Below are 22,701 nucleotides of genomic sequence, written 5' to 3'. Positions count from 1 at the left end.
GCCTACGCAAGCGCCCGCGCCAGGTACGGGTTCGCCGTCGGCGGCATGGGCAGGCCCAGGGCGGCCGTGGCGGAGGCGAGGGTGGTGGCGTAAGAGTCGACGGCCCTGCGGACGTTCGGGGCGTCCAGACTCGCGCCGGTCACGAGCCGGTCGAGGTCGACGTAGGCGGAGCGGACGATCTCGATGCGGCGGTAGACGTGCCGGTCCAGGAACCAGTTGCCGGTGTACGCCGGCTCCAGAGTGCGCTCCCACCGCCGGAACATGCGCTCCCTGATCTCCCGGCTGGTCGGCGTGAGGTGGATGTGCCGGACCAGGTCGTAGAGGGGGTCGCCGACGAGTGCCATCTCCCAGTCGATGATGGTCAGCGCCAGGGCGTCGTCGCGGCGCACCAGGTTCCACGGGTTGAGGTCGCCGTGCAGCAGTACGGGCTTGCGGGGACTCACCCGGCTGCCCGACAGGATGGACCGCAGCCGCCAGTGGTCGGGCAGCCCGAGCGCCCGCGCCAGCTGGAGGGACTCCTTCGGCAGGCTCTTCACCAGGCCGACGAGCTGCTCCTTCATCCACTCGTGGAAGTCGACCTCGCCGGCGTGCGGCTCGAGCAGGCTGTGGTCGACCTTCCTCAGCTCGCACAGCTGGTCGACGAGCGCGTCCGCCTCGTGCGGGCGCAGCCCGTGCACGGGGTGGTCGGGCGTCAGACCGAGGGGGGGTCCGACGTAGGTGTGCACGGCGAAGGGATCGTCCGGGTAGCTCCTGCCCAGGGCGAGCACCCTCGGGGCCGCCACCTGCGCGCCCGACTCCTGGATCGCGCGCAGCACGGCGTGTTCGCTGAGGTAACTGGGCTCCCGGCGGCACACGTTGGGCAGCATGCGCCGCACGACCACCGGCATCGGGTCGCCCGGCACCCAGACCACCGTGTTGAGGTGGGCGGTCCCCTTGAAGACCCGTTCGGCCGGGGCACCGCCCTCGGCCAGCAGGGCGTCCCGCACGGCTCGCGCCGGGAAGCCCGGGTGCTCCGGGACGCGGGGGTCCGGTTCCCAGTCGCAGCCCTTGCCGATCCAGTCCTGGCCCCGGATGCCGCCGCGGGACATGAGCCACCGGAACAGCACCCGCCCGATCTCCTCCTTCGCCGGGACGTTGCCCAGCCTCAGGGGCCCCTTCGCCGCCGTCAGCGCCCTGTGCACCTCCGCGGCCGCCCCGTCCAGCCGCGGCTGGGTGAACGCCTCCTCCAGCGACCGCGCGGCCCGCATGACGTCCGGGTAGACGGACTGGGCCCGCTCGAAGTCGATGTAGTGGCGCAGGTCCTTGGCGACGCCCGTGACGGCGGCGGGCCGCACCTCGCGCATCGCGGCCACCCAGGCGTCGATCACCTCGGGCCACTGGTGGGACGGGTACCGCATGCGCACCAGGTGGACGGCGAGGTCGTGCAGGGGGTCGCCGTAGGTGGCCAGCTCCCAGTCGACGCAGACGAGCGGCGGGCTGCCGTCGTAGGTCATGATCAGGTTGTCCCGGTGCAGGTCCGCGTGGAGCAGGCTGTAGGGCCGCCGGGCCATGGCGGGGACCCGGCCGGCCAGGCGGAGCAGGGCGTCCTCGGGGACCCCGAGCGCCGTGAACAGCCCGCCGAACTCCTCCCAGTTGGGCTCGCGGATCTGCCGGTCGGCGAGCCTGGCCAGGCACTTCAGGAAGGCCTGGCTGTCGCTGCGCTGGGCGGGCCAGTCGGCGGGCAGGGGCGGCAGCAGCGCCGGGCGCACCCGGGTCATCCGGGCCAGCAGATCGACCAGTGCCGTCACGAGCAGCGTGTCGACCGGCTTGCCGTTTCCGCAGACGCTGGACAGCGGCACCCCCTCCACGAAGCTGTGGACGGCGAAGCCGCTGCGCTGGGCCAGGCACTCGGGCGCGTCGCTCAGGACGCTCCCGACGGCCGCGAGGATCGCGCCCTCGTCCTGCCAGGTCCTGATGACGACGGGGAGGGCGTCACGGCGCCGGATGCGCACGGTCACGCGGGTGCCCGGCGCCCGGCCGAGCAGGCCCGCCACCTGCTCCGTCACCGGGACCACGTAGTTCCGGTTGTGGTGTCCGCTGGTTGCCTGCGTCGATTCCGCCTGCTTGACGAATCCCCGCAGAGCGGCGGTCCGCTGATCGCCGGCGGCTCGCTCCCCACCGGGACAGTGACGGGGAACAAAGGGGTCGACCACTTGCCGCTCCGAGGAACTCGCACGGTTGGACGGGTATGGCACACGGTAGGTGCCCGGCGATGGGACGCACGGCCGACGAGTCATCCGGGTGGCCGCGAGGGGTGGCGTGCCACGCATCAGAGCTTCGGGCCGTACGCGGGCGGCCTGTTCGCCACCTCGTACGGAGGAACGGGAGCGGTTGCTCGCGTGATGGGGCGCATGCTAGCGCAGGCCTCCCGGACCCTTTGCCACCCTGGGGAACGACCCCTCGGCCACCCTCGCCGCCGCCCTGCCGGGCGCGCTCCGCTACTCGGCGAGCAGGTTCCACACCGAGTCGAACCAGGCCTGCCAGCTGTCGACGAAGACCGTGCCCACCGAGTTGGGGTCACTGTTCTTCACGTAGTGCGTGAGCGTGGCGCCGAGACCCATCACGTCCAGCGCGGCGACCGTCTCCCCGGAGGCCAGCTCGATCGGGCGTTCGACCACCTCGTACGGGCCCATCAGTGCCTCGGTGCCGTTGAGGAGGTAGAGCTTGAACGGCGGGACCAGCGGGGCGTGCCGGATCTCCAGGTCGACGACCGGCACGAGCGCCTCGGTGCGCAGGTCGGTGAGCAGGCCGCGCAGCGACGCCGTGTGCCGCTGGGTGATGTCGTGCAACCGGTCCTCCAGCCGCGGGTCGCCCTTGTCGTCCCGCAGCCGCGGGTAGGGCATGCGCAGGCCCTCGGACGGCAGCAGCAGACGCAGCGTCAGGCGCTCGGGCGCGATGGCACCGGTGTGGATGCGCTCCGCCTGGACGCGGAGATGGGCGTCGAGCGACTCGGACGTCAGGGTGTAGACGTCCAGGGTCACCTCGGGCTGCTCGAAGGCCTCACCGATGAGAGGGCCCAGGGTGACCGCCCGGCGGGCCCGGTCCGGCCTGGGCGTCGACGTGGGAATCCGCGGGGTCCGCACCACGCGCGAGCCGCTGCCCTGCCGCGACTCGATCCACCCCTCGTTGGCGAGTTCCCGCAGCACCCGCTGCACGGTGTCCCGGGAGACGTTGAACTCCTCGGCCAGGTCGCGCTGGGAGGGGATGAAGGAACGCAGCGGGTAGACGCCCTCCGCCATCCGGGAGCGCAGCTCGTCCGCGACCCGCTGGAACTCCCTGCCGCCGCTGTCACCGCTCTGCCGTTCACCCACACGCCGACCGTACCGCCCCCCTGCCGTCGGCACGCCACTTTCAGTCAAGTAGCAGTCCTCATGGGCCGGTTGGTTAAGGGATCAGACGGGCAGGGCACATCCACCTCAAGACAACCAGTCCAATTGGACCGGGATTTGCAAGGTTCACTGAAATGTGCAGGAAGGTGGAAGGACATGCTCCTGTTAGCGGCGTCCCGGGAACTCCTCGCCCTCGCCCTCGGCACCCTCACCCAGGCGAGGCTCGGCACGGTGGGCGTGGTGTTCCTCCTCATGCTGGGCATGGGAATCCGCGCCCGCCACAACGGTCTGGCCGTCACGGCCGCGGTCGTGCTGGTGGTCCTGGCCAGTCAGGCCTGAGGACGGGCCGCGCCCAGCACCGTGGTCAGCACCGCCTCCAGCGACCCGACCACCGCCGTGGCACCCGCGTCCCGCAGCAGCTTCTCCTTGGCCTCGTCCCGGGCGTAGCCGAGGAACGGCACACCGGCTCCCCGGGCGGCGAGGAGGTCCGAGGGCGTGTCCCCGATCATCAGGGCGGCGCCGGGGGCCGAACCCATGGCCCGCAGCGCCTGGTTGAGGCAGTGCGGATGGGGCTTGAGGAGGTGCAGGTCCCGGGTGCGGCCGTAGACGTGCGGGGCGAAGCAGGACGTCAGACCACGGCTGTCCAGGTACCGGTCGACGACGCGGGGCGAGTTGTTCGTCGTGACCGCCAGCCGCACACCGAGCGCCGACCACGTGCGGATCAGCGGATCGGCCCACGCCGTGGGCATGGCCGACGAGGTGGCCTTCAGCTCCTCCAGCGTGAGGCGCTCCTCCAGCTCGGTGACCAGGTCGCTGCCGGGGTGCCGGTGGCCCACGGCGCGCAGGACGACGTGCGGGTCCAGCGACTGGCGCTCCTCCTGCGTCAACAGCCCGCGCAGCCCCCGGCCCTCCAGCCACTCCACCAGGCCGTCGGCCACACCCTCCGCCGAGTGTCCGGCGAACAGCCGGCACACCGGCCCGTCGAAGTCCCAGAGCACGACCCGTACCGGCGCGATCAGTTGCCGCAGCGCTTCGGTCTCGTCGTACGCGGTGGGCGGAGTCACCTGTCGGGTCTGCGTCGCATCAGAGGTCACTAGGAGAGTGTCAGGTCCGTCGTGATGGTTTCCCAGAGGGCGTCGAACCACTTCTGGGATTCCGAGACGAACGAGGCGTCACGCTGACCAGACACCCGTTCGAAGGAGAAGAGCAGCGACTCCGTGCCGAGCACGTCGTACATGTCGAGCGTTCCGTGGTCGGTGGCCTCCTCGCGACGGGTGACCATGTAGTACGCCATCAGCACCTCCTCGCCGTTGAGCAGGTACAGCTTCACCGGCGGGGTGAACGGCAGCGCCCGGAAGGTCACGTTCACGTCGATGCCGTGCGTGCGCAGGGTCAGCAGGTTGTGGCGCAGGACATGCCCCTGGGCGTTGCGCATCGCCAGCCAGCGCTCGTGGACCGCGTCGTCGTCGCCGCGCACCGGGACCGGGAAGGCGAGGTTGATGTCGCGGGACGGCAGCAGGATGCGGACGTCGATGCTCCGCGGACGCAGGACGCCCCCGTGGATCAGCCGCAGCGGTTCGCCCAGGGCGGGGATGAGGCTCTCGGCGGTGAGGCAGGCCGCGTCGACGCGCACGTGCGGCGCCGAGAAGGCGGCGGTCAGCCGGGGTGCCAGGCCCACCATCGTGGGCTGGGGCTCCTCGCGGGCGGGCGTCGGCGCGGCGACGCGCGGCGGGCTGCCCTTGCTGACGTTGCTGAGGAGACCGTCCTCCTGGAGCATCCGCAGGGCCTGGCGCACGGCGCCGCGCTCCACGCCGAACTCGTCGGCCAGCTCGGCCTGGGTGGGCAGCCGGTCGCCCGCCCTGAGCTCCCCGACGCGGATGCGTTCGCGCAGGACCTCGGCGATCTCCTGGGGCGAGAGCCTTCTGCTGCCGTTCACTACCACGTTCTCCTGGGTCACGACCAAACGCTACAACTTCCGCCCATCTACGGACAGTTGTTTGAAAGTTGTTTAGCAGTTGCCGCCAAGTGGGGACAACCTAGTCAGAGTTGGTTGCCAACTTCTCGGAGTTGGCGGAAGTACTGATCCGCACCGCCCGGCGCACAGCACCCCGCCCCCGAAGGGAGGAACCACCATGCCCGCCTACGCCCTCCTCTCCGCCGTCCTCGAGCAGACCGTGCAGTGGAAGTACGGCACCGCCGGCACCGTCGGCCTGCTCCTGTTCACCGTCGGCATCAAGGCCAGGAGGCCGGCCCTCAGCTCGGTCGGCGCCGTGATCCTCGCCCTCCTGGTGACCGGCCCCGCGGTCAGCTCGTGAGTACCAGTTCCGAGCTGATCGTCTCCCAGAGCGCGTCGAACCACAGGAGCGACTGTTCCACGAACGTCGTGTCACGCGGTCCGGCCCCCTGCTCGAAGGCGAACAGGACCGACCGCGTGCCCTCGGCGTCGTACATCTCCAGTTGCTCCTGCCCCACCTGCTGTTCGCCCCGCTCGACCGTGTAGTAAGCGAACAGCGCCTCCGCCCCGTTCAGCAGGTAGAGCTTGACGGGCGGGGTGAAGGGCAGCGCGCGGAAGCTGACGTTGACGTCGATGCCGTGCGTGGTGCGCAGCGCCAGCAGGTTGTGGCGCAGCACCTGGCCCTGGGCGTTGCGGTGGGCCAGCCAGTGGCGTTGCAGCCGCTCGGTCGCCGAGGAGTCCACCGGCGTCGGGAAGGCGAGGTCGATGTCCCGCGACGGCAGCAGCACCCGTACGTCGATCTTGGCCGGTTTCAGCTCCCCCGCGTGGATCCGCCGCAGCGGCTCGCCGATCGCGAGCGTCAGCGAGACCGAGGTCAGGCACAGGGCGTCGATCACGACGTGCGGAGCGGCGAAGGCCTCCGCGATGCGCGGGGTAAGCGCCACCATCGTCGGCTGCGGCGTCGTCCCGGGCCCCGGGGGTGCCCCGGCCGCGCCGGGATCCGGGGCGACCAGAGCGGGCGCACCCTTGGAGACGTTGGTGAGCAGGTGCTCCGACTGCAGGATGCGCAGGGCCTGGCGCACCGCACCCCGCTCCACGCCGAACTCGTCCGCCAGCCGGGCCTGGGTGGGCATGCGCTGACCCGGCCGCAGCACCCCGGACCTGATCCGGCTGCGCAGCTCGTCGGCAACGTCACGGGGGGTCCGCTGCGGCCGCGCCGGCCGCTCACGGCCCTTCCGCCCATTGACGGAGGCATGTTCCGACTCCACGGCCAAACAGTACAACTTCCCGCCATCTTGTGGCAGTTCAAGGAGAGATGGTTATAAGCCGCTTCCAAGCGGACATAAGGAAAGTGAAGTTGGCAGCCAACTTCCACAACATGGTCAAGCTTCCAGACGGTTGGCCGGTCGGGCTCCCTTCCGGAGGGGAGCCGGGAGCCCGAGCAGTCGGCACCGACGCACAGCCACAACTTCAGAACGCGAGCACAGCCACAACTTCACACCGTCACCCGCACAGCCACAACTGAACAGCTACGGATGCACAGCAGCACAGCACACGCGGTTCTCGTCGGCGGGAAGGAGCGCTCAGAACAGGTCCGGGCACCAAGGTCGCCTGGGCGTGCGCAGCAGGGCGTCGGCCTCCGGGGCGGCGCCCGCTCGTTCTTCCCGGAGCCGGCCCAGTGCCGCCAGCCGCACCGCCGACTCGTCGCCCAGCCACAGCGCCGCCAGCTCGGCCACGTCGAGCGTGAGATCGGCGTCGCGGGTCGTCGGGGTGCAGGACGCCCTGTCGGCGGCCGCGTCCAGCAGGAAGCGGCCGCCGGCCAGGCCGGCCCGGTCCACCACCTCCAGCACCAGCGCCCCCGGCCCGGCATAGGTCCGCGCCTCCAACGCCCGTACGACGTCCAGGATCCGCACCCACAGCCAGTCCGCCTGCGTGGTGATCCGGGCCGCCCGCGGATCGGGCAGCAGCGGGAGCAGGTCGTCGGGGGAGCGGCTGCCGGACCGCACACTCACCACCCAGTCGATCGAGCAGAGGTAGTGCCACAGGGCGCGCTCGGCGGCCGGGGACGAGGTGATCAGCCACCGCACCTACGCAGTGTTCAACGGCTGCTTGGCGTCACCCCACCGGTCGTCCACCGTGTAGGAGACCAGCCCTTCGACCCGGCCGTCCGCCGAGCGGTACACGGCGCGTCGGCCGGCACGGGTGTACCGCCCACGGCGGTCAGCTCCTGCGGGAAGCCTGAACGCCGTGCGCGCTCCCACGGCCCGGGCGTCACGCCCCCCTGTGGCTGCCCGGGCGTCACGCCTCCCTGTGGCCTGCCCGGGCGTAGCCCCTCTGGCCGCCCCGGGCGTCGTGCTTCCCCTCGGCCGGGGGCGTAGCGCCTCCCCGGCTCTCGGTCCTGCGCCCCCGGACGCGGGGGCGCAGCCACCTCACATCAGCAGGTCGTCCACCTGCGCCTCCCCCTCCCGGTACCGGCGGGTGATCTCCGCGCCGCAGTCGTCGGCGGTGCGCTGGAGGCGCTGGCGGCGGCCGGAGACCCGCTGTTCGTAGCGGACCAGGCGGGCCATCGCCTCGTGGAGTTCGGGGTCCGTGCGGGCGCCCAGGTCGGAGAGCTCGACCTCGGAGAGCATCTCGGCGGCCAGCCGGCCGTACTCCTCGCTGTGCGGGGTTCCGAGCGTGACGTGGCGGGCCGAGGAGCGGTGGCGGGCCGGGGCGTCGGTGAGGATCTCCGACAGGCGTGCCACCACGGACACCGCGGAGGCCGAAGAGGCCGCCGCGGTCCCGCGGGTCCCGTCCGCGCGCGCGGCGGACGTCGCCGGCACACGCCGGTTCAGTTCCGCGCGCAGGATGTCGATCCTCCCCTGGAGCAGCCGTCGTAGGTAGCTCAGGTCGGCCTCGTCGCGCTGGGCGTCCCGGCGCAGGGTGCGCAGCTCGGGCAGGCTCAGCCGGGTCAGGTCGTGTTCGGGTGGCTCCGCCGGTGGTGTGCAGGGCGGACTGTCGGTGCGCTGTACGGGCGTGCGCCGGGTGGTCTGGCCCAGCTGCCCGGTACTCGGTGTGCTCATGTGTTGCCTACCGTCCCCTCGACCGGCGTGTGGGAAGCATCGTGCCACCCCAAAGGGCCGAAGTGTGACCGAGAGCCCCCGAACGGCCCCAGATGCGGGCCAAAGGATCAAAAAGAGGCCCTTTCCGGGAAGCGCCGACGGCACGGCATGATGGTCCGCATGCGTGCGGTGGTGCAGAGGGTGGACGGCGCGAGCGTCGTCGTGGACGGCGAGACGGTCGGGTCGATCGAGGGCGAGGGGCTGTGCGTCCTCGTCGGCGTCACGCACGAGGACACCAAGGAGAAGGCAGCACAGCTCGCCCGCAAGCTGTGGTCGATCCGCATGCTGGCCGACGAGCGGTCGTGCAGCGACATCGACGCGCCCCTGCTGGTCATCAGCCAGTTCACGCTGTACGGGGACGCCCGCAAGGGCCGCCGTCCCACCTGGAACGCGGCGGCGCCGGGCGACGTGGCCGAGCCGCTCGTGGACGAGGTCGTCGCCCGGCTGCGCGCCCTGGGAGCGACGGTGGCGACGGGCCGGTTCGGCGCGCAGATGCGGGTGTCGCTGACGAACGACGGCCCGTTCACCGTACTGATCGAGATCTAGGGGGTGTTTCGAAACACCCCCTAGAAGGCCGAGGGCTCCGCCGCGGGCACCCCGGGCCCGCTACGGCTCGACGACGACTTCCTGGGCCGCGGCCGTCGTGTCGGCGACGAGTCGCGCGTCCACGGGCACGTTCCGCTTGATCAGCGCGAGCGCCACCGGACCGAGTTCGTGGTGCCGTGCGGACGTGGTGATGAAGCCGATCCTGCGGCCGTCGGGCCCGTCGTCCGCGAGGCGGATGCCGGTGCCGGAGGGCGGCAGATGGACCTCGCTGCCGTCCAGGTGCAGGAAGACCAGCCGACGCGGCGGCTTGCCGAGGTTCTGGACGCGGGCGACGGTCTCCTGGCCGCGGTAGCAGCCCTTCTGGAGGTGGACGGCGCTGCCGATCCAGCCCAGCTCGTGCGGGATGGTGCGGTGGTCGGTCTCGAAGCCGAGGCGCGGGCGGTGGTGCTCGACCCGCAGCGCCTCGTGGGCGAGGATCCCCACGGCGGGGCCGGACCGCGCGGCGTACGGCTCCAGCTCGGCGCGCGGCAGGAAGAGGTCACGGCCGTACGGGGTCTCGCGGACGACGACGCCCTCGGGCACCTCGGCGATGGAGCCGGCGGGCAGGTGCACCACGGCGAACTCGTCTGTGCGGTCGGCGACCTCGACCCGGTAGAAGAACTTCATCGACTCCAGGTAGGCGACCAGCGCGTCCTGGGTGCCGGGTTCGACGTGCGCCCAGACCGTCGCGCCGTCGTCCACCAGGTAGAGCGCGTGCTCGATGTGGCCGTGCGCGGAGAGGATCAGCGCCTCGGTGGCCCGGCCGCTGGGGAGGTCGCTGACGTGCTGGGTCAGCAGCAGATGCAGCCAGCTGAGCCGGTCCTCACCGGAGACCGTCACGACCCCCCGGTGCGAGAGGTCGACGAATCCGGTGCCGTCGGCGAGGGCGCGCTGCTCGCGGAACAGGTCGCCGTAGTGGGCGGCGACGCCTTCGTCCACACCCTCGGCGGGCACGGCGCCGGGCAGGGACAGCAGGGGGCTCTTCATATGCCTAGCCTACGACTCGGTAGTTGAACCCTTCAGGGAGCAGTCCTGGCACCGCCCGAAGATCGCGAAGTGCTTCATGTCGGTGTCGAAGCCGAACGTCTCGCGCAGCTTCGCCGTGAACTCGGCCGCCACCGACACGTCCGCCTCGATGACGTTCTCGCAGTCGCGGCACACGAGGTGGATGTGGTGGTGCCGGTCGGCGAGGTGGTACGTCGGCGCCCCGTGTCCCAGGTGCGCGTGACTGACCAGCCCGAGCTCCTCCAGGAGCTCCAGGGTCCGGTAGACGGTGGAAATGTTGACCCCCGACGCCGTCTTCCTCACTTCCACGAGGATGTCGTCGGGGGTCGCGTGCTCCAGGGTGTCCACGGCTTCGAGGACAAGCTGGCGCTGCGGCGTCAGCCGGTAGCCGCGCTGCCTGAGGTCGCTCTTCCAGTCGGTGCTCACCACACCGGCCAGTCTAGGACTACTTGAAGAAGGCGATCCCGTCGTCCGGCATGTCGTCGGGCAGGGCCTTCGCCCAGCGCTCGACCTCCTCCGGGGTGACGACCTTCTTCAGGTGCGCCGACATGTAGGGGCGCAGCTCGACCTCGGGGGTCTGCTTCTCGCCGACCCACATGAGGTCGCTCTTGACGTAGCCGTAGAGCCGCTTGCCGCCGGTGTACGGCCGGGAGGCGGCCGTACGGGCCACCGCGTCCGTGACCAGGTCGATCTGGGGCTTCTTGTCGGCCAGCTCGCCGTACCAGATCTCGATGACACCGTCGTCGCGGGTCATCGTGACCTCGACCCGGCGCTCGGCGTCGATCCGCCAGAAGCCCGACTCGGACTCCAGGGGGCGGACCTTGTTGCCGTCGTTGTCCAGGACCCAGGTGTGGGACCGGTACTCCAGGAAGTCCCGGCCGTCGTGCGTGAAGGTGACCTCCTGGCCGAAGTTGCACTTCTCCGAGCCGGGGAAGTCGTGCACACCCGCGCCCGCCCAGCTGCCCAGCAGGAAGGCGAGGGGGACGAGGTCCTTGTGGAGGTCGGACGGGATCTCGATCATGAGTGACGGTTCCTGGTCGGTTCCTTGACGGGGGTCAGCGCTGGCCCTGGTACAGCTTCTTCACGGTCAGTCCGGCGAAGGCGAGCACGCCGACGCAGACCAGGACCAGCAGGGCTTCGAAGAAGATCTCCACGGGGTGCTCCTCGGGATGAGCGCGTTTCGGTACACGGGTACACAGGGCCGGACCCCAGCTTACGCGGCCGGGGCGGGCGCCTCCGTGTGAGGTACTCCCCTCGCCCGGAGCCTACGATTCGAGCATGGCGAAGAAGCTCGTGATCAAGGTGACGGCGGGGGCGGACGCCCCCGAGCGGTGTTCGCAGGCGTTCACGGTGGCGGGGGTGGCCGTGGCCAGTGGGGTCGAGGTCTCCCTGTGGCTCACCGGGGAGTCCTCGTGGTTCGCGCTGCCGGGCCGGGCGGCCGAGTTCGAGCTGCCGCACGCGGCGCCGCTGCCGGACCTGGTCGACGCGATCCTGGCGGGCGGCCGGATCACGTTGTGCACGCAGTGCGCGGCCCGGCGCGACATCACGGAGAAGGACGTCCTGGAGGGCGTGCGGATCGCGGGGGCGCAGGTGTTCGTGCAGGAGGCCATGGCGGACGGGACGCAGGCGCTCGTCTACTGATAGGGCCGGCCGCCTCCGGCTAGGGCCGGCGGTTCCTGCCGTCCAGCTCGTCCCACCACGCGTCGGACTGCGGATCGCCGGAGGGGTCGTCCCACCAGCGGTCCTCCGGGCCGCGGCGGTTGGCGACCACCGCGGCGAGCGGCGGGATGACCATGGCGACCACGCACATGCCGACGGCCACCGGGACCGACCACAGACGCACGACTCCCCAGGCCAGGACGAACAGCGCGATGCAGGTGCCCATCATGGCGAAGTACGTGTGCCGGCGCCTCGCGTACATGACTCCAGCGTAGGCCCGCACACGGCGCAGGGCCGCACCCCGAGGCGTCCAACCCGTGGGGTGCGGCCCTGCGGCCGGTCCGGTGTCGCTCAGACCGCGATCGCGACCTCCGCGAGCCCGCCCTGCTGCGCGACGACCGTGCGGTCGGCGGTGGCGCCGGGGACGAGGGCGCGAACGGTCCAGGTGCCTTCGGCCGCGTAGAAGCGGAACTGGCCCGTGGCGGAGGTGGGGACCTCCGCGGTGAACTCGCCGGTCGAGTCCAGCAGGCGGACGTAGCCGACCACCGGCTCGCCGTCCTTGGTCACCTGACCCTGGATGGTGGTCTCACCGGGCTTGATCGTCGAGGCGTCGGGGCCGCCGGCCTTCGCTCCACACATGTCGTACTCCTGAAGAAGGTGATGAAAGGTCGGTCGGGTTCTTACTTGCCGGCGCCGAGCTCGATCGGCACGCCGACGAGGGAGCCGTACTCGGTCCAGGAGCCGTCGTAGTTCTTGACGTTCTCCACGCCCAGCAGCTCGTGCAGCACGAACCAGGTCAGGGCCGAGCGCTCACCGATGCGGCAGTAGGCGATCGTGTCCTTGGCCAGGTCGACGCTCTCCTCGGCGTAGAGCTCCTTGAGCTCCTCGTCCGACTTGAAGGTGCCGTCGTCGTTGGCGTTCTTCGACCACGGGATGTTCTTGGCCGACGGGACGTGGCCCGGACGCTGCGACTGCTCCTGCGGCAGGTGCGCGGGGGCGAGCAGCTTGCCGGAGAACTCGTCGGGCGAGCGGACGTCGACCAGGTTCTGCGAGCCGATCGCGGCGACGACGTCGTCACGGAAGGCGCGGATGGACGTGTCCTGCGGCTTGGCCCTGTACTCGGTGGCCGGGCGCTCGGGGACCTCGTCGCCGGCGACGAGCTCGCGGGCGTCCAGCTCCCACTTCTTGCGGCCGCCGTCGAGGAGCTTGACGTTCTCGTGACCGTAGAGCTTGAAGTACCAGTAGGCGTAGGACGCGAACCAGTTGTTGTTGCCGCCGTAGAGGATCACCAGGGTGTCGTTGGCGATGCCCTTCTTCGACAGGAGCTTCTCGAAGCCCTCCTGGTCGATGAAGTCACGGCGGACCGGGTCCTGGAGGTCCTTGGTCCAGTCGATCCGGATCGCGTTCTTGATGTGGTTCTTCTCGTAGGCCGACGTGTCCTCGTCCACCTCGACGACGGCGATGTTCTCGTCGTCCAGGTGGTCCTGCAGCCAGTCGGCGTCGACCAGGACGTCGCTGCGGCTCATGCTCGTTCTCCTCCGGGGCAGTTGCGGCGGGGGTGGGGCAGGGTGGGAGACGTGCGCGGCCGCACCGGGCGACGCACGGATGCCCTGGGGCAGGGCGGCTGGGGATACGGAAGTCGGAGCTTCCGCTCAGAAGGGGCGACAGAGCATGGCGGCGACGCGGCACAGGTCTACTGCCCGCCGCTTCGTGAGGTCCGCCTGTCGCTTCATGCTGCCGATCGTAGGGACGGATCGGCGGGCGTGTCACCGGCGTGTCATATGCCGAGATGCGATCGTCCGCATGGTGGGAAAGAAAGAGCGCCCGGGCCGCGGTCGCACGGCATCCGGGCGCGGGTGTCCGTCCTCACATCTACGGTACGGACGACTGTGTCTCGCCAGTCGGACAGAGGCCGTCCACGAGCGGGGGACGGCCGGTCGGGGGGGTGTGTTACCCGGCGAGGACGACGTTGGAACCCTTCACGGTGATCTCCACACCGTTGCGGCCCGCCTCGACCTTGTCGAGGGTGATGCCGCCGGGCAGGTCGTCGATCTTCTGCTCGAAGTCGGTGATCGAGCGGACCTCGTTCTCCGCGGCCTGCACCCCGCCGAAGCTGGGCAGCGAGTCGGCGTGCACCCGGACGGTGTCGCCCTCGACGCCGACCGTGCTGAGCACGGACAGGGGCTGGGGCAGCTTGGTGCCGAGGACGGTCGCCTCGACGGTGACCTTGATCTTGCCGTTGCCGCCGTCGGAGAGGCCGATGACCTCGGCGGTGACACCCGGCGCGACGTCGGTGGGCTCGCTCTTGGCAGTCTTCAGCAGCTCGGCGTAGCTGATGGACGCCGTGCCGGTGGCGGTGGCGGCCGTGGCGGAGCTGAAGTCGCCGGAGAACTCGACCCCCTTCATGTTCGCTTCGAGGTCCTGGATGCGGATCTTCTGGCCCTCGGCACCGGCGGCGGCCTCGTAGTCGTCGATGCCGACCTCGACGTCGTCCAGCTCGCCGCCGACGACCTGGGTGAGGAAGGGGAAGCCCTTGATGGACACGTCCGGGGTGGCGGCGAGGTTCTCGGTCGCCTTCAGCTTGGACGCGGCCTCGTCCTCCGCGAAGTTCACGGCGAGGCGGTCCGCGAGCACGAACAGACCGCCCAGGACCACGACGAGGATCAGCAGTATTCGAAGGGCACGCATGCGGTTGGTTCCCCCACCCGGACGGTCAGACGGTCGATGAGGATTCAAGGTAACGCGCCGCGGAACCGGTTCCACGGGATTGTCGATCAGCTGTGACATGCCTCGCCCGGCCTTCGGGGGGCCCACCGCACCCCCTCTGTCCGGCCGGGCGGGTCGGATCAGGTCAGGGCGCGGCCCAGTACGTAGACCACCGGGGCCGCCGCGGACAGGGGCAGCGCCACACCCGCAGTGAAGTGGACGAAGCGGGAGGGATAGTCGTAGGCGGCGACGCGGTGGCCGATGAGGGCGCAGGCCGCCGCTGCCGCGCCGAGGAGCGCGCCCTTGCTGCCCAGGCCGGTCATACCGCCGACGGCGATGCCCGCACCCGCCGCGGCGAGCAGGGAGACGATCACCGAGACCGGGGTGGGCAGCGGCAGGGCACGGGCCAGGACGGCGACCGCCACCGCGGCCGCGCCGACCGTGACCGCGTCCGGGTCGGCGCCGAGGTGACCGGTGGCGACGATGGCCAGGGCGGCCGAGGCGACGGTGGCCATCAGGCCGTACATGCGCTCGTCGGGGTCGGCGTGGGAGCGGAGCTGGAGGACCAGGCAGAGCAGGACCCAGACGCCGAGGGTGCCGAGGATCGCGGCGGGGGCGTGCTCGCGGCCGGCGGCGAGGAGCGCTGCGTCCGCGGCCAGCGCGCCCAGGAAGGCGAGCGCGATGCCCTGCCGGGCGGGCCACATGCCGTTCAGCCGGAACCAGCCGGCGGCCGTGACGGCCTGGAGGACGACGAGCGGGACGAGCAGCGCGTACGTGCCCACGGCCGCCGCACCCGACAGGAGCAGGCCGAGCAGGGCGGTGAGCGCGGCGGGCTGCATACCGGGCTCGATGATCGGTGAGCGGCCCTCGAGGCGGGCGCGCTGCGCGTCGGTGACGCGGGCGTTGCCGGCGAGGGTCGCGGGACCGTAGGAGGGGCCCGCCCCGGGCGCGTCCGGGATCGGGGACGCGTCCGCGGTCGTGTTCGGGGCCCGTTGCGGGGTGGGTCCCTGCTCGGGGGCGGCGGGCGGGTGGGCCGCCTGCTGCCAGGCCGGAGCGGGGGACGGGGAGGGGGTCTCGCCGGTCTGCGGGGGCAGGTACGCCGTCTCCCCGGCGTCCACCGGGGCGAGCGGCGGCTGCACGCTCGTCTCCCAGGTCTGGCCCTGCCACTGCTGGGTGTACTGGAGCGCCGCCTGCGGGTCGTCGTACCCCTGGTGGTACGGCTGCTGCCCCGGCCAGACCTGCGGCTGCTGCGGCTGCTGCGGCTGCTGGGCGTACGGGTGGTAGGCCTCGTACTGCTGGCCGTCCCCGTACGGCTGCCCGCCCTCGTACTGCTGCCGGCCTTCGTGGTGCTGCCTGCCCTCGTACTGCGGGTCGCCCTCGTACTGCTGCCGGTACGGCTGGTCGGTCATCGTCACCCTCCTGCGAACGGCGGGAGCACCTCGACCGTGCCGCCGTCGGCCAGCCGTACCGTCTCATGTGCGCGGGTGCCCACGGGGTCGCCGTCGACGAGGTAGGAGCATCGCCGCAGGACACGCGTGAGTTCACCGGGGTGTCGCTGCCGCGCGGCCTCGAGCGCCTCGGCGAGGGTGGCCGCGTCGTACGGCTCCTCGGCGACGCCCGCCGCGGCCTTGGCGGCCGCCCAGTAGCGCACCGTGCCCTTTGCCATCTCGTTCCTCAGTCAGTCCGGTCAGTGCATCGACGGTCAACAGGGCCAGGCTAGCCCGCCCGGGAGACCGCCCAGTCCCCGATGCGGGCCAGCAGCCCGTCGTCGGCGGCGTGCTCGGCGTGGCCCATGCCGGGCTCCAGCCAGAGTTCGCCGTGTTCACCGGCGGCCTCGGCGAGCATCCGGGGGTGGTCGACGGGGAAGTAGCCGTCGCTGTCGCCGTGGACGATCAGCAGCGGCGTCGGGGCGATCTTCGGAACCGCCTGCACCGGGGAGAGCGGCACCGGGTCCCAGGCGCGGTGGTGGATGCGGGTGCGCAAGCCGTAGCGGCCGACCAGCCGGCCCTCGGGGCGGGTGACCAGCCAGTGCAGCCGGCGCATGGGAGCCGTGCCCCGGTAGTACCAGCGGGCGGGCGCGCTGACCGAGACGACCGCGTCGACCGTGCGCGGGTACAGCGCCGCGTGCCGCAGCACCACCGAGCCGCCCATGGAGAAGCCGACGGTGACCACGCGCGCGTGTCCGAGCCGGCGGGCTCCGTCCACCGCGGCCACCAGGTCGAGGACCTCCCGGTCGCCGACCGTGGAGCGCCCGCCGGAGCGGCCGTGGCCGCGGAAGGAGAAGGTGAGCACGGCGCCGTGCCGGGCGAGCGCGGCGGCGACCCGCCGCACGTGGGGGCGGTCCACGTCGCCGGTGAAGCCGTGCGCCACCACGAACACCGGATGGCCGGCGGGCAACCCCGAGGTGTCGTATACGACCGGTCCCGGGTCGTATACGGAATCGAGGGAGACACCGTCGGCGGTGTGCAGGAACGTCCGCAATCGTGCTGGTCTGTTCGTCTCGGAGTTCGGACGAATGACGGAACGTGCCCTGTGACCTGCCGCGCCGTTGCTCATGTGGGCTATTCTGCTGAACAGAGGACTCGGGCAGCGAAGCCCCCGGGTCCTTTTGTGCTTTCGGAAGCGCTGTATACGAAGCGGGAAACACCAGGTGACCGCGGGTGTACGGGCCTCGGGACGCGCAGAGCAGTGCCGCAGTGCCGCAAACGTCCTCGCAGGGACCGAGGAGGAACCAGACGTATGAGTTCTCTGCTGCTCCTGACCAACGCCCTCCAGCCGTCGACGGAGGTGCTGCCCGCGCTCGGACTGCTGCTGCACAACGTGCGTGTGGCTCCGGCCGAGGGCCCGGCCCTCGTCGACACCCCGGGCGCCGACGTGATCCTGATCGACGGGCGCCGTGACCTTCCACAGGTGCGCAGCCTGTGCCAACTGCTGCGCTCCACCGGGCCGGGCTGTCCGCTCGTCCTCGTCGTCACCGAGGGCGGCCTCGCGGCCGTCACCGCCGACTGGGGCATCGACGACGTCCTCCTCGACACCGCCGGCCCGGCCGAGGTCGAGGCGCGGCTGCGGCTGGCCATGGGCCGCCAGCAGATCGTCGCCGACGACTCCCCCATGGAGATCCGCAACGGCGACCTGTCGGTGGACGAGGCGACCTACTCGGCCAAGCTCAAGGGCCGCGTCCTCGACCTCACCTTCAAGGAGTTCGAGCTGCTGAAGTACCTGGCCCAGCACCCGGGCCGCGTCTTCACACGTGCGCAGCTCCTGCAGGAGGTGTGGGGCTACGACTACTTCGGCGGCACCCGCACGGTCGACGTGCACGTACGACGGCTGCGCGCCAAGCTCGGCCCCGAGCACGAGTCGCTCATCGGAACCGTCCGCAACGTCGGTTATCGATTCGTTACGCCCGAGAAGGTCGAGCGGGCCGCCGACGAGTCCAAGGCCGCAGCGGACCGGTCAAAACGGAGCAATGCGGACAACGAGGTGTCCGTGGACGCCGACGAGGTCACGGCCGAGGCGTGAGGCTGCTCAGGGCGGGCACCGCTCCCGCAGGGGGAAGCGCTCCCGCGCCCTGCCCGGCGCGGATCCATCCGCGTAGACTCCGCGCGTGGCCAAGGTAACCAGGGATGACGTGGCGCGGCTGGCAGGCACTTCCACTGCCGTCGTCAGCTACGTCATCAACAACGGACCCCGGCCGGTCGCCCCGGCCACGCGCGAGCGTGTCCTCGCCGCGATCAAGGAGCTGGGGTACCGGCCCGACCGTGTCGCCCAGGCGATGGCGTCCCGGCGCACGGACCTCATAGGCCTGATCGTCCCGGACGCGCGCCAGCCCTTCTTCGGGGAGATGGCGCACGCGGTCGAGCAGGCCGCGTCCGAGCGCGGGAAGATGGTGCTGGTCGGCAACTCCGACTACATCGGCGAGCGCGAGGTGCACTACCTGCGGGCGTTCCTCGGGATGCGCGTCTCGGGGCTCATCCTGGTCTCCCACGCCCTCAACGACCTGGCCGCCGCCGAGATCGACGCCTGGGACGCCCGGGTCGTCCTGCTGCACGAGCGGCCCGAGGCCATCGACGACGTCGCCGTCGTCACCGACGACCTGGGCGGCGCCCAGCTCGCCGTACGCCATCTGCTGGAGCACGGCTACGAGTACGTCGCCTGTGTCGGCGGCACCGCCGAGACGCCCGCCGTCGGCGACCCCGTCTCCGACCACGTCGAAGGCTGGCGGCGCGCCATGGACGAGGCGGGGATCCCCACCGAGGGCCGGCTCTTCGAGGCGCCGTACAACCGCTACGACGCCTACCGGGTGGGCCTGGAGCTGCTGTCGGGCCCCGACCGTCCGCCCGCCGTCTTCTGCTCCACCGACGACCAGGCGATCGGCCTGCTGCGCGCGGCGCGCGAGCTGCGCATCGACGTGCCCGGCGAACTGGCCGTGGCCGGCTTCGACGACATCAAGGAGGCGGCGCTCGCCGACCCGCCCCTGACCACGATCGCGTCCGACCGCCCGGCGATGGCCCGCGCGGCCGTCGACCTGGTCCTGGACGACGGTCTGCGGGTCGCCGGATCGCGCCGCGAGCGGCTGAAGCTGTTCCCGTCGCGGCTGGTGCCGCGCCGGTCCTGCGGCTGCGCGTAGCAGCCGCCCCCCGGCCTGGATGAGGGTTCGCTGAGAGCCCCCGCCCGAACGCCGGGACGGCCTTCATATCGGGCACACGAGCTTCTGCCGGGGTTCTCAGGGAGCACTCAGGGAGCTCTCATGGTCGGGCGGGAAGCTCAGTGCCATGACCGAGAGCATCCGCCGCGACGGCGAGTACGACACCCCGTACCAGAACCCGTACCAGGGCGCCCGGCAGCACGCCTCCGCCCCGGTGAACCCCGAATGGCCGCCCCCGCCGGCCTACGAGCCCACGCCGGGCACCGGCAGCGGCGGGACCGCTCTCCTCACCCCCACGACGGCCGGCCCCGTGCCGAGGAAGCGCGCCCGGGGCCCGCTGGCGCTGCTCGCCGCCGTGGCGATCGTCGCCGCGGCGATCGGCGGCGGCACGGCGTACGGCATCCAGGAACTGACCGGCAAGAACGACGTGGTCGCCGCCTCGACCACCACCAGCGTGGTGCCCTCCAGCAAGAAGGGCGACGTCGCCGCCATCGCCGCGGCGGTCAGCCCGAGCGTCGTGGAGATCAACGCCACCCTCGCCGACGGCTCCTCCACCGGCTCCGGCGTGATCATCACCTCCGGCGGCGAGATCCTCACCAACAACCACGTCATCTCGGGCGCCTCCTCGGTCAAGGTGACGACCAGCGACGGCAGGACCTACACCGCGAACGTCGTCGGCACCGACAGCAAGAAGGACCTCGCGCTGATCAAGCTGCAGAACGCCTCCGGCCTGAAGGCGGCGAGCCTCGGCAACTCCGACGCCGTCCAGGTCGGCGACACGGTCGTGGCGATCGGCTCCCCCGAAGGCCTGACCGGCACCGTCACCAGCGGGATCGTCTCCGCCCTCGACCGCGACGTGACCGTCTCGACCGACGAGAGCCAGGGCCGGCAGCAGCAACAGCAGGGCGGCGGCTGGCCGTTCGAGTTCGGCGGCCGGGAGTTCAACGGCGACACCGGCTCCTCCACGACGACGTACAAGGCGATCCAGACCGACGCCTCGCTGAACCCCGGCAACTCCGGCGGTGCGCTGATCGACGCGAACGGCAACGTCATCGGCATCAACTCCGCGATGTACTCCGCCGCGGACGCGACCTCCTCCGACGCCGGCAGCGTCGGCCTCGGCTTCGCCATCCCCATCAACACCGTCAAGTCCGACCTCGCGACGCTGCGAGCCGGCGGCTCCGACAACTGACACCGGCCAGGACCGCAGGGAGCACGTCATGATCAAGCAGTTTTCGCACCAGGTGACCGGCGCCGGCGCGGCCGACCTCGCCCTGGCCCTCGGCGTGGCGCACGAGCTGCACCCGCCGGTGACGCGGGCCCCGGAGATCACCGCCGCGTCGGCCGCGGCCCGCCGCTCCGCCGCCCGTCGCCGCCGGACCGTCCGCGCCTGACCCCCTCTAGGCTGAAAGCGTTCAGCCCCCCTCCACCGCATCCGAGGAACCCACGCCCATGAGCCCCGCCGAAGGCGACCGTGACCCCCAGCGCATCCTGATCGTCGACGACGAGCCGGCGGTGCGCGAAGCACTCCAGCGCAGCCTCGCCTTCGAGGGGTACGACACGGAGGTCGCCGTGGACGGCACGGACGCCCTGGAGAAGGCGACCGCCTACCGGCCCGACCTGGTGGTCCTCGACATCCAGATGCCCCGCATGGACGGGCTGACCGCCGCCCGCCGCATCCGCGGCGCGGGCGACACCACCCCGATCCTGATGCTGACCGCCCGCGACACGGTCGGCGACCGGGTCACGGGGCTGGACGCGGGGGCCGACGACTACCTGGTCAAGCCCTTCGAGCTGGACGAACTGTTCGCCCGCGTCCGCGCCCTGCTGCGCCGCAGCTCCTACGCGGCCGCCGTGACCCGCAGCGTCCAGGACGACGAGGCACTCACCTTCGCCGACCTGCGCATGGACCTCGCGACACGCGAGGTCACGCGCGGCGGACGGGCCGTGGAACTGACCCGCACCGAGTTCACGCTCCTGGAGATGTTCATGGCGCACCCGCGTCAGGTCCTCACCCGCGAGCAGATCCTGAAGGCCGTCTGGGGCTTCGACTTCGAGCCGTCGTCCAACTCGCTGGACGTGTACGTGATGTACCTGCGCCGCAAGACGGAGGCGGCGGGCGAACCGCGGCTCGTGCACACCGTGCGGGGCGTGGGGTACGTGTTGCGGCAGGGCGGGGCGGAGTGAACCGGGTCGCCCGGTGGTTCCGAGCCCTGCCGATCCGGGCGCGGCTGTCGATGCTGGTCGCCGCCGCCGTGGCGTTCGCGGTGGCGGCGGTTTCGGTGACGTGCTGGTTCATCGTGCAGGGCAAGCTGATGGACCAGGTCGACGACGACCTCCAGAAGGGCATGCGCGCGCCCGGGCCGCAGATCCTCGGCGCCCTCAACGACTGCACCGAGACGCCGGCGGGCACCACCAACCCCTTCCGCAACAACTACCTCCAGGTGGTCACGGAGGACGGGACGATCTGCGTCCTCCAGGACTCCATCGGCAAGGTGAAGGTCACCGCCTCCGACAAGGCGGAGATCAGGGCCGGCGAGACCGACAGGCTGTACTTCCGCGACGGCACCGACGGCGACGGCAACGCCGTCCGCGTGCTGGTCCAGCCGCTCGGCACCACCACCGTCGGCGGGCAGGTCGGCCCCCGTGTCGGGCTCGTCGTCGCCGTCTCGCTGAAGAGCACCCAGAACACGCTCAACGACCTGGCCCTGATCCTCCTGCTGGTCTCCGGCATCGGGGTGGTCGGCGCCGGCGCAGCGGGCCTCGCGGTCGCCCGGGCCGGTCTGCGTCCCGTCGACAGGCTGACCGAGGCCGTCGAGCACGTGGCGCGCACCGAGGACCTGAACGTGCGCATCCCCGTCGAGGACGCCGCCGACGACGAGGTCGCCCGCCTGTCCCGTTCCTTCAACTCGATGACGTCCTCGCTGGCCAGCTCCCGTGAGCTGCAACAACAGCTGATCGCGGACGCGGGGCACGAACTGCGGACCCCGCTGACCTCCCTGCGCACCAACATCGAGCTCCTGACCCGCAGCGAGGAGACGGGCCGGCCGATCCCCGAGGCGGACCGCAAGGCGCTCCTCGCGTCGGTGAAGGCGCAGGTGACCGAGCTGGCCGCGCTGATCGGCGACCTCCAGGAGCTGTCGCGGTCGGAGGGGCAGCGCGGTGAGCGCGTGCAGGTGGTGTCGCTGGAGGACACCGTGGAGGCGGCGCTGCGCCGGGCACGGCTGCGCGGCCCGGAGCTGACCATCACGGCCTCCCTCGAACCCTGGTACACCCGGGCGGAGCCGGCCGCGCTGGAGCGGGCGGTGGTCAACGTCCTGGACAACGCGGTCAAGTTCAGCCCGGACGGCGGCACGATCGAGGTGCAGCTCAGCGGGGGCGTCCTGACCGTCCGCGACCACGGGCCCGGCATCCCCGAGGACGAACTGCCCCACGTCTTCGACCGGTTCTGGCGCTCCCCCAGCGCCCGCGCCCTGCCGGGTTCCGGCCTCGGCCTGTCGATCGTGGCCCGTACCGTGCAGCAGGCCGGCGGCCAGGTCTCCCTGGCCCGCGCGGAGACCGGCGGCACGGTGGCGACGGTACGGCTGCCGGGGGCGCCGACCCCTCCGCCGGAGACACCTCCCGTGTGAGGCGGCAACCTTTCCGTTCCGTGCGGCGACCCCCGAGCGGTCCCGAGTC

General features: G+C 71.5%; 27 protein-coding genes and 1 pseudogene. 10 read left to right on the top strand and 18 right to left on the bottom strand.

Features of this window, described 5'->3' with window-relative positions; genetic code table 11:
* Window positions 1-2: 2 nt before the first annotated feature.
* Both ACZ4YY_RS14605 and ACZ4YY_RS14600 read right to left on the bottom strand, forming a co-directional pair.
* Window positions 3-2,120, bottom strand: coding sequence for a phosphotransferase (locus ACZ4YY_RS14605; protein WP_468289451.1), 2,118 nt, complete (start codon window positions 2,118-2,120; stop codon window positions 3-5).
* A 357-nt stretch (window positions 2,121-2,477) separates the two neighbouring features.
* On the bottom strand, window positions 2,478-3,350 hold the full coding sequence (locus tag ACZ4YY_RS14600) for a winged helix-turn-helix domain-containing protein (protein WP_468288771.1): 873 nt from the start codon (window positions 3,348-3,350) through the stop codon (window positions 2,478-2,480).
* A gap of 174 nt (window positions 3,351-3,524) precedes the next feature.
* Here ACZ4YY_RS14600 and ACZ4YY_RS14595 point away from each other — a divergent pair, with 174 nt between their 5' ends.
* Complete coding sequence (locus ACZ4YY_RS14595) at window positions 3,525-3,707, top strand: hypothetical protein (RefSeq protein WP_468288768.1); 183 nt, start codon at window positions 3,525-3,527, stop codon at window positions 3,705-3,707.
* On the opposite strand, the gene ACZ4YY_RS14590 is transcribed toward ACZ4YY_RS14595, so the two are convergent.
* Together ACZ4YY_RS14590 and ACZ4YY_RS14585 are read right to left on the bottom strand one after the other, a co-directional pair.
* Window positions 3,698-4,462 (bottom strand): HAD family hydrolase, encoded by a 765-nt coding sequence (locus ACZ4YY_RS14590; RefSeq protein WP_468288765.1) that lies wholly within the window; start codon window positions 4,460-4,462, stop codon window positions 3,698-3,700. The two genes, ACZ4YY_RS14595 and ACZ4YY_RS14590, sit on opposite strands and share 10 nt — an antisense overlap.
* Window positions 4,462-5,331: a winged helix-turn-helix domain-containing protein gene (locus tag ACZ4YY_RS14585; RefSeq protein ID WP_468288762.1), complete on the bottom strand. Its 870-nt coding sequence runs from the start codon at window positions 5,329-5,331 to the stop codon at window positions 4,462-4,464. The genes ACZ4YY_RS14590 and ACZ4YY_RS14585 overlap by 1 nt, the downstream gene beginning before the upstream one ends.
* A gap of 169 nt (window positions 5,332-5,500) precedes the next feature.
* Here ACZ4YY_RS14585 and ACZ4YY_RS14580 point away from each other — a divergent pair, with 169 nt between their 5' ends.
* The gene (locus ACZ4YY_RS14580; protein WP_468288759.1) at window positions 5,501-5,683 is read left to right on the top strand and encodes a hypothetical protein; all 183 of its coding nucleotides are present in this window, start codon (window positions 5,501-5,503) and stop codon (window positions 5,681-5,683) included.
* Here the strand turns inward: ACZ4YY_RS14580 and ACZ4YY_RS14575 are convergent.
* The 3 genes and pseudogenes from ACZ4YY_RS14575 to ACZ4YY_RS14565 form a co-directional block, all read right to left on the bottom strand.
* Complete coding sequence (locus ACZ4YY_RS14575; protein WP_468288757.1) at window positions 5,673-6,596, bottom strand: winged helix-turn-helix domain-containing protein; 924 nt, start codon at window positions 6,594-6,596, stop codon at window positions 5,673-5,675. The genes ACZ4YY_RS14580 and ACZ4YY_RS14575 overlap by 11 nt on opposite strands.
* Window positions 6,597-6,905: 309 nt before the next feature.
* Window positions 6,906-7,508: pseudogene (locus ACZ4YY_RS14570) on the bottom strand (sterol carrier protein domain-containing protein); the annotation flags it as partial.
* Between the two features lie 243 nt (window positions 7,509-7,751).
* Entirely contained in the window at window positions 7,752-8,384 is a 633-nt protein-coding gene (locus ACZ4YY_RS14565) for an RsiG family protein (RefSeq protein ID WP_468288754.1), read from the bottom strand.
* Between the two features lie 159 nt (window positions 8,385-8,543).
* On the opposite strand from ACZ4YY_RS14565, the gene dtd reads away from it, so the two are divergent.
* Window positions 8,544-8,969, top strand: coding sequence for a D-aminoacyl-tRNA deacylase (gene dtd / locus ACZ4YY_RS14560; protein WP_468288751.1), 426 nt, complete (start codon window positions 8,544-8,546; stop codon window positions 8,967-8,969).
* A gap of 60 nt (window positions 8,970-9,029) precedes the next feature.
* Here the strand turns inward: dtd and ygfZ are convergent, their stop codons facing one another.
* From ygfZ to ACZ4YY_RS14545, 3 genes are read right to left on the bottom strand one after another with little or no spacing between them, the layout of a single operon-like run.
* On the bottom strand, window positions 9,030-9,995 hold the full coding sequence (ygfZ, locus tag ACZ4YY_RS14555; protein ID WP_468288748.1) for a CAF17-like 4Fe-4S cluster assembly/insertion protein YgfZ: 966 nt from the start codon (window positions 9,993-9,995) through the stop codon (window positions 9,030-9,032).
* A 9-nt stretch (window positions 9,996-10,004) separates the two neighbouring features.
* Window positions 10,005-10,442: a Fur family transcriptional regulator gene (locus ACZ4YY_RS14550; RefSeq protein WP_468288745.1), complete on the bottom strand. Its 438-nt coding sequence runs from the start codon at window positions 10,440-10,442 to the stop codon at window positions 10,005-10,007.
* Window positions 10,443-10,458: 16 nt separating this feature from the next.
* On the bottom strand, window positions 10,459-11,034 hold the full coding sequence (locus ACZ4YY_RS14545; protein WP_468288743.1) for a heme-binding beta-barrel domain-containing protein: 576 nt from the start codon (window positions 11,032-11,034) through the stop codon (window positions 10,459-10,461).
* Window positions 11,035-11,291: 257 nt separating this feature from the next.
* On the opposite strand from ACZ4YY_RS14545, the gene ACZ4YY_RS14540 reads away from it, so the two are divergent.
* The gene (locus tag ACZ4YY_RS14540; protein ID WP_468288740.1) at window positions 11,292-11,654 is read left to right on the top strand and encodes a DsrE family protein; all 363 of its coding nucleotides are present in this window, start codon (window positions 11,292-11,294) and stop codon (window positions 11,652-11,654) included.
* A gap of 19 nt (window positions 11,655-11,673) precedes the next feature.
* Here the strand turns inward: ACZ4YY_RS14540 and ACZ4YY_RS14535 are convergent, their stop codons facing one another.
* The 8 genes from ACZ4YY_RS14535 to ACZ4YY_RS14500 all read right to left on the bottom strand — a co-directional run bounded on the left by ACZ4YY_RS14535 (window position 11,674) and on the right by ACZ4YY_RS14500 (window position 16,934).
* Window positions 11,674-11,934, bottom strand: a complete 261-nt coding sequence (locus ACZ4YY_RS14535; protein WP_468288737.1) for a DUF3099 domain-containing protein — start codon at window positions 11,932-11,934, stop codon at window positions 11,674-11,676.
* An 89-nt stretch (window positions 11,935-12,023) separates the two neighbouring features.
* On the bottom strand, window positions 12,024-12,311 hold the full coding sequence (locus ACZ4YY_RS14530) for a DUF1416 domain-containing protein (protein WP_003991226.1): 288 nt from the start codon (window positions 12,309-12,311) through the stop codon (window positions 12,024-12,026).
* 41 nt (window positions 12,312-12,352) lie between these two features.
* On the bottom strand, window positions 12,353-13,198 hold the full coding sequence (locus ACZ4YY_RS14525) for a sulfurtransferase (protein ID WP_468288734.1): 846 nt from the start codon (window positions 13,196-13,198) through the stop codon (window positions 12,353-12,355).
* A gap of 126 nt (window positions 13,199-13,324) precedes the next feature.
* Entirely contained in the window at window positions 13,325-13,405 is an 81-nt protein-coding gene (locus tag ACZ4YY_RS14520) for an Ms5788A family Cys-rich leader peptide (protein WP_350751515.1), read from the bottom strand.
* 217 nt (window positions 13,406-13,622) lie between these two features.
* Entirely contained in the window at window positions 13,623-14,360 is a 738-nt protein-coding gene (locus ACZ4YY_RS14515; protein WP_468288732.1) for an LmeA family phospholipid-binding protein, read from the bottom strand.
* Between the two features lie 158 nt (window positions 14,361-14,518).
* Window positions 14,519-15,787, bottom strand: coding sequence for a hypothetical protein (locus ACZ4YY_RS14510; protein ID WP_468288729.1), 1,269 nt, complete (start codon window positions 15,785-15,787; stop codon window positions 14,519-14,521).
* 2 nt (window positions 15,788-15,789) lie between these two features.
* Window positions 15,790-16,044: a MoaD/ThiS family protein gene (locus ACZ4YY_RS14505; protein ID WP_468288726.1), complete on the bottom strand. Its 255-nt coding sequence runs from the start codon at window positions 16,042-16,044 to the stop codon at window positions 15,790-15,792.
* A gap of 50 nt (window positions 16,045-16,094) precedes the next feature.
* Window positions 16,095-16,934, bottom strand: a complete 840-nt coding sequence (locus ACZ4YY_RS14500) for an alpha/beta hydrolase (protein WP_468288723.1) — start codon at window positions 16,932-16,934, stop codon at window positions 16,095-16,097.
* Window positions 16,935-17,117: 183 nt separating this feature from the next.
* Here ACZ4YY_RS14500 and ACZ4YY_RS14495 point away from each other — a divergent pair, with 183 nt between their 5' ends.
* The 6 genes from ACZ4YY_RS14495 to ACZ4YY_RS14470 all read left to right on the top strand — a co-directional run bounded on the left by ACZ4YY_RS14495 (window position 17,118) and on the right by ACZ4YY_RS14470 (window position 22,652).
* Entirely contained in the window at window positions 17,118-17,897 is a 780-nt protein-coding gene (locus ACZ4YY_RS14495; RefSeq protein WP_468288721.1) for a winged helix-turn-helix transcriptional regulator, read from the top strand.
* An 85-nt stretch (window positions 17,898-17,982) separates the two neighbouring features.
* Window positions 17,983-19,005 (top strand): LacI family DNA-binding transcriptional regulator, encoded by a 1,023-nt coding sequence (locus ACZ4YY_RS14490; protein WP_468288718.1) that lies wholly within the window; start codon window positions 17,983-17,985, stop codon window positions 19,003-19,005.
* Between the two features lie 145 nt (window positions 19,006-19,150).
* On the top strand, window positions 19,151-20,215 hold the full coding sequence (locus tag ACZ4YY_RS14485) for a S1C family serine protease (RefSeq protein ID WP_468288715.1): 1,065 nt from the start codon (window positions 19,151-19,153) through the stop codon (window positions 20,213-20,215).
* Window positions 20,216-20,243: 28 nt separating this feature from the next.
* Window positions 20,244-20,417 carry a hypothetical protein gene (locus tag ACZ4YY_RS14480; RefSeq protein WP_468288712.1) on the top strand — a complete coding sequence of 58 codons (174 nt, stop codon included), beginning with the start codon at window positions 20,244-20,246 and terminating at the stop codon, window positions 20,415-20,417.
* Between the two features lie 58 nt (window positions 20,418-20,475).
* Complete coding sequence (locus tag ACZ4YY_RS14475; RefSeq protein WP_468288709.1) at window positions 20,476-21,210, top strand: response regulator transcription factor; 735 nt, start codon at window positions 20,476-20,478, stop codon at window positions 21,208-21,210.
* Window positions 21,211-21,260: 50 nt separating this feature from the next.
* The gene (locus ACZ4YY_RS14470; protein WP_468289448.1) at window positions 21,261-22,652 is read left to right on the top strand and encodes a HAMP domain-containing sensor histidine kinase; all 1,392 of its coding nucleotides are present in this window, start codon (window positions 21,261-21,263) and stop codon (window positions 22,650-22,652) included.
* Window positions 22,653-22,701: the final 49 nt, after the last annotated feature.

The sequence above is a fragment of the Streptomyces sp. NPDC030143 genome, assembly GCF_055573695.1.
Note: the sequence above shows the minus strand (reverse complement) of the source record. Positions and strands in the feature narration are given on the sequence as shown.

Coding starts and splice junctions, on each gene's coding strand:
- ACZ4YY_RS14500 (WP_468288723.1), bottom strand. CDS start 16,934: ATGAGCAACGGCGCGGCAGGTCACAGGGCACGTTCCGTCATTCGTCCG.
- ACZ4YY_RS14520 (WP_350751515.1), bottom strand. CDS start 13,405: ATGAAGCGACAGGCGGACCTCACGAAGCGGCGGGCAGTAGACCTGTGC.
- ygfZ (WP_468288748.1), bottom strand. CDS start 9,995: ATGAAGAGCCCCCTGCTGTCCCTGCCCGGCGCCGTGCCCGCCGAGGGT.
- ACZ4YY_RS14530 (WP_003991226.1), bottom strand. CDS start 12,311: ATGTGTGGAGCGAAGGCCGGCGGCCCCGACGCCTCGACGATCAAGCCC.
- ACZ4YY_RS14485 (WP_468288715.1), top strand. CDS start 19,151: ATGACCGAGAGCATCCGCCGCGACGGCGAGTACGACACCCCGTACCAG.
- ACZ4YY_RS14515 (WP_468288732.1), bottom strand. CDS start 14,360: ATGCGTGCCCTTCGAATACTGCTGATCCTCGTCGTGGTCCTGGGCGGT.
- ACZ4YY_RS14535 (WP_468288737.1), bottom strand. CDS start 11,934: ATGTACGCGAGGCGCCGGCACACGTACTTCGCCATGATGGGCACCTGC.
- ACZ4YY_RS14540 (WP_468288740.1), top strand. CDS start 11,292: ATGGCGAAGAAGCTCGTGATCAAGGTGACGGCGGGGGCGGACGCCCCC.
- ACZ4YY_RS14510 (WP_468288729.1), bottom strand. CDS start 15,787: ATGACCGACCAGCCGTACCGGCAGCAGTACGAGGGCGACCCGCAGTAC.
- ACZ4YY_RS14595 (WP_468288768.1), top strand. CDS start 3,525: ATGCTCCTGTTAGCGGCGTCCCGGGAACTCCTCGCCCTCGCCCTCGGC.
- ACZ4YY_RS14495 (WP_468288721.1), top strand. CDS start 17,118: ATGAGTTCTCTGCTGCTCCTGACCAACGCCCTCCAGCCGTCGACGGAG.
- ACZ4YY_RS14475 (WP_468288709.1), top strand. CDS start 20,476: ATGAGCCCCGCCGAAGGCGACCGTGACCCCCAGCGCATCCTGATCGTC.
- ACZ4YY_RS14545 (WP_468288743.1), bottom strand. CDS start 11,034: ATGATCGAGATCCCGTCCGACCTCCACAAGGACCTCGTCCCCCTCGCC.
- ACZ4YY_RS14580 (WP_468288759.1), top strand. CDS start 5,501: ATGCCCGCCTACGCCCTCCTCTCCGCCGTCCTCGAGCAGACCGTGCAG.
- ACZ4YY_RS14470 (WP_468289448.1), top strand. CDS start 21,261: ATGCTGGTCGCCGCCGCCGTGGCGTTCGCGGTGGCGGCGGTTTCGGTG.
- ACZ4YY_RS14505 (WP_468288726.1), bottom strand. CDS start 16,044: ATGGCAAAGGGCACGGTGCGCTACTGGGCGGCCGCCAAGGCCGCGGCG.
- dtd (WP_468288751.1), top strand. CDS start 8,544: ATGCGTGCGGTGGTGCAGAGGGTGGACGGCGCGAGCGTCGTCGTGGAC.
- ACZ4YY_RS14525 (WP_468288734.1), bottom strand. CDS start 13,198: ATGAGCCGCAGCGACGTCCTGGTCGACGCCGACTGGCTGCAGGACCAC.
- ACZ4YY_RS14480 (WP_468288712.1), top strand. CDS start 20,244: ATGATCAAGCAGTTTTCGCACCAGGTGACCGGCGCCGGCGCGGCCGAC.
- ACZ4YY_RS14565 (WP_468288754.1), bottom strand. CDS start 8,384: ATGAGCACACCGAGTACCGGGCAGCTGGGCCAGACCACCCGGCGCACG.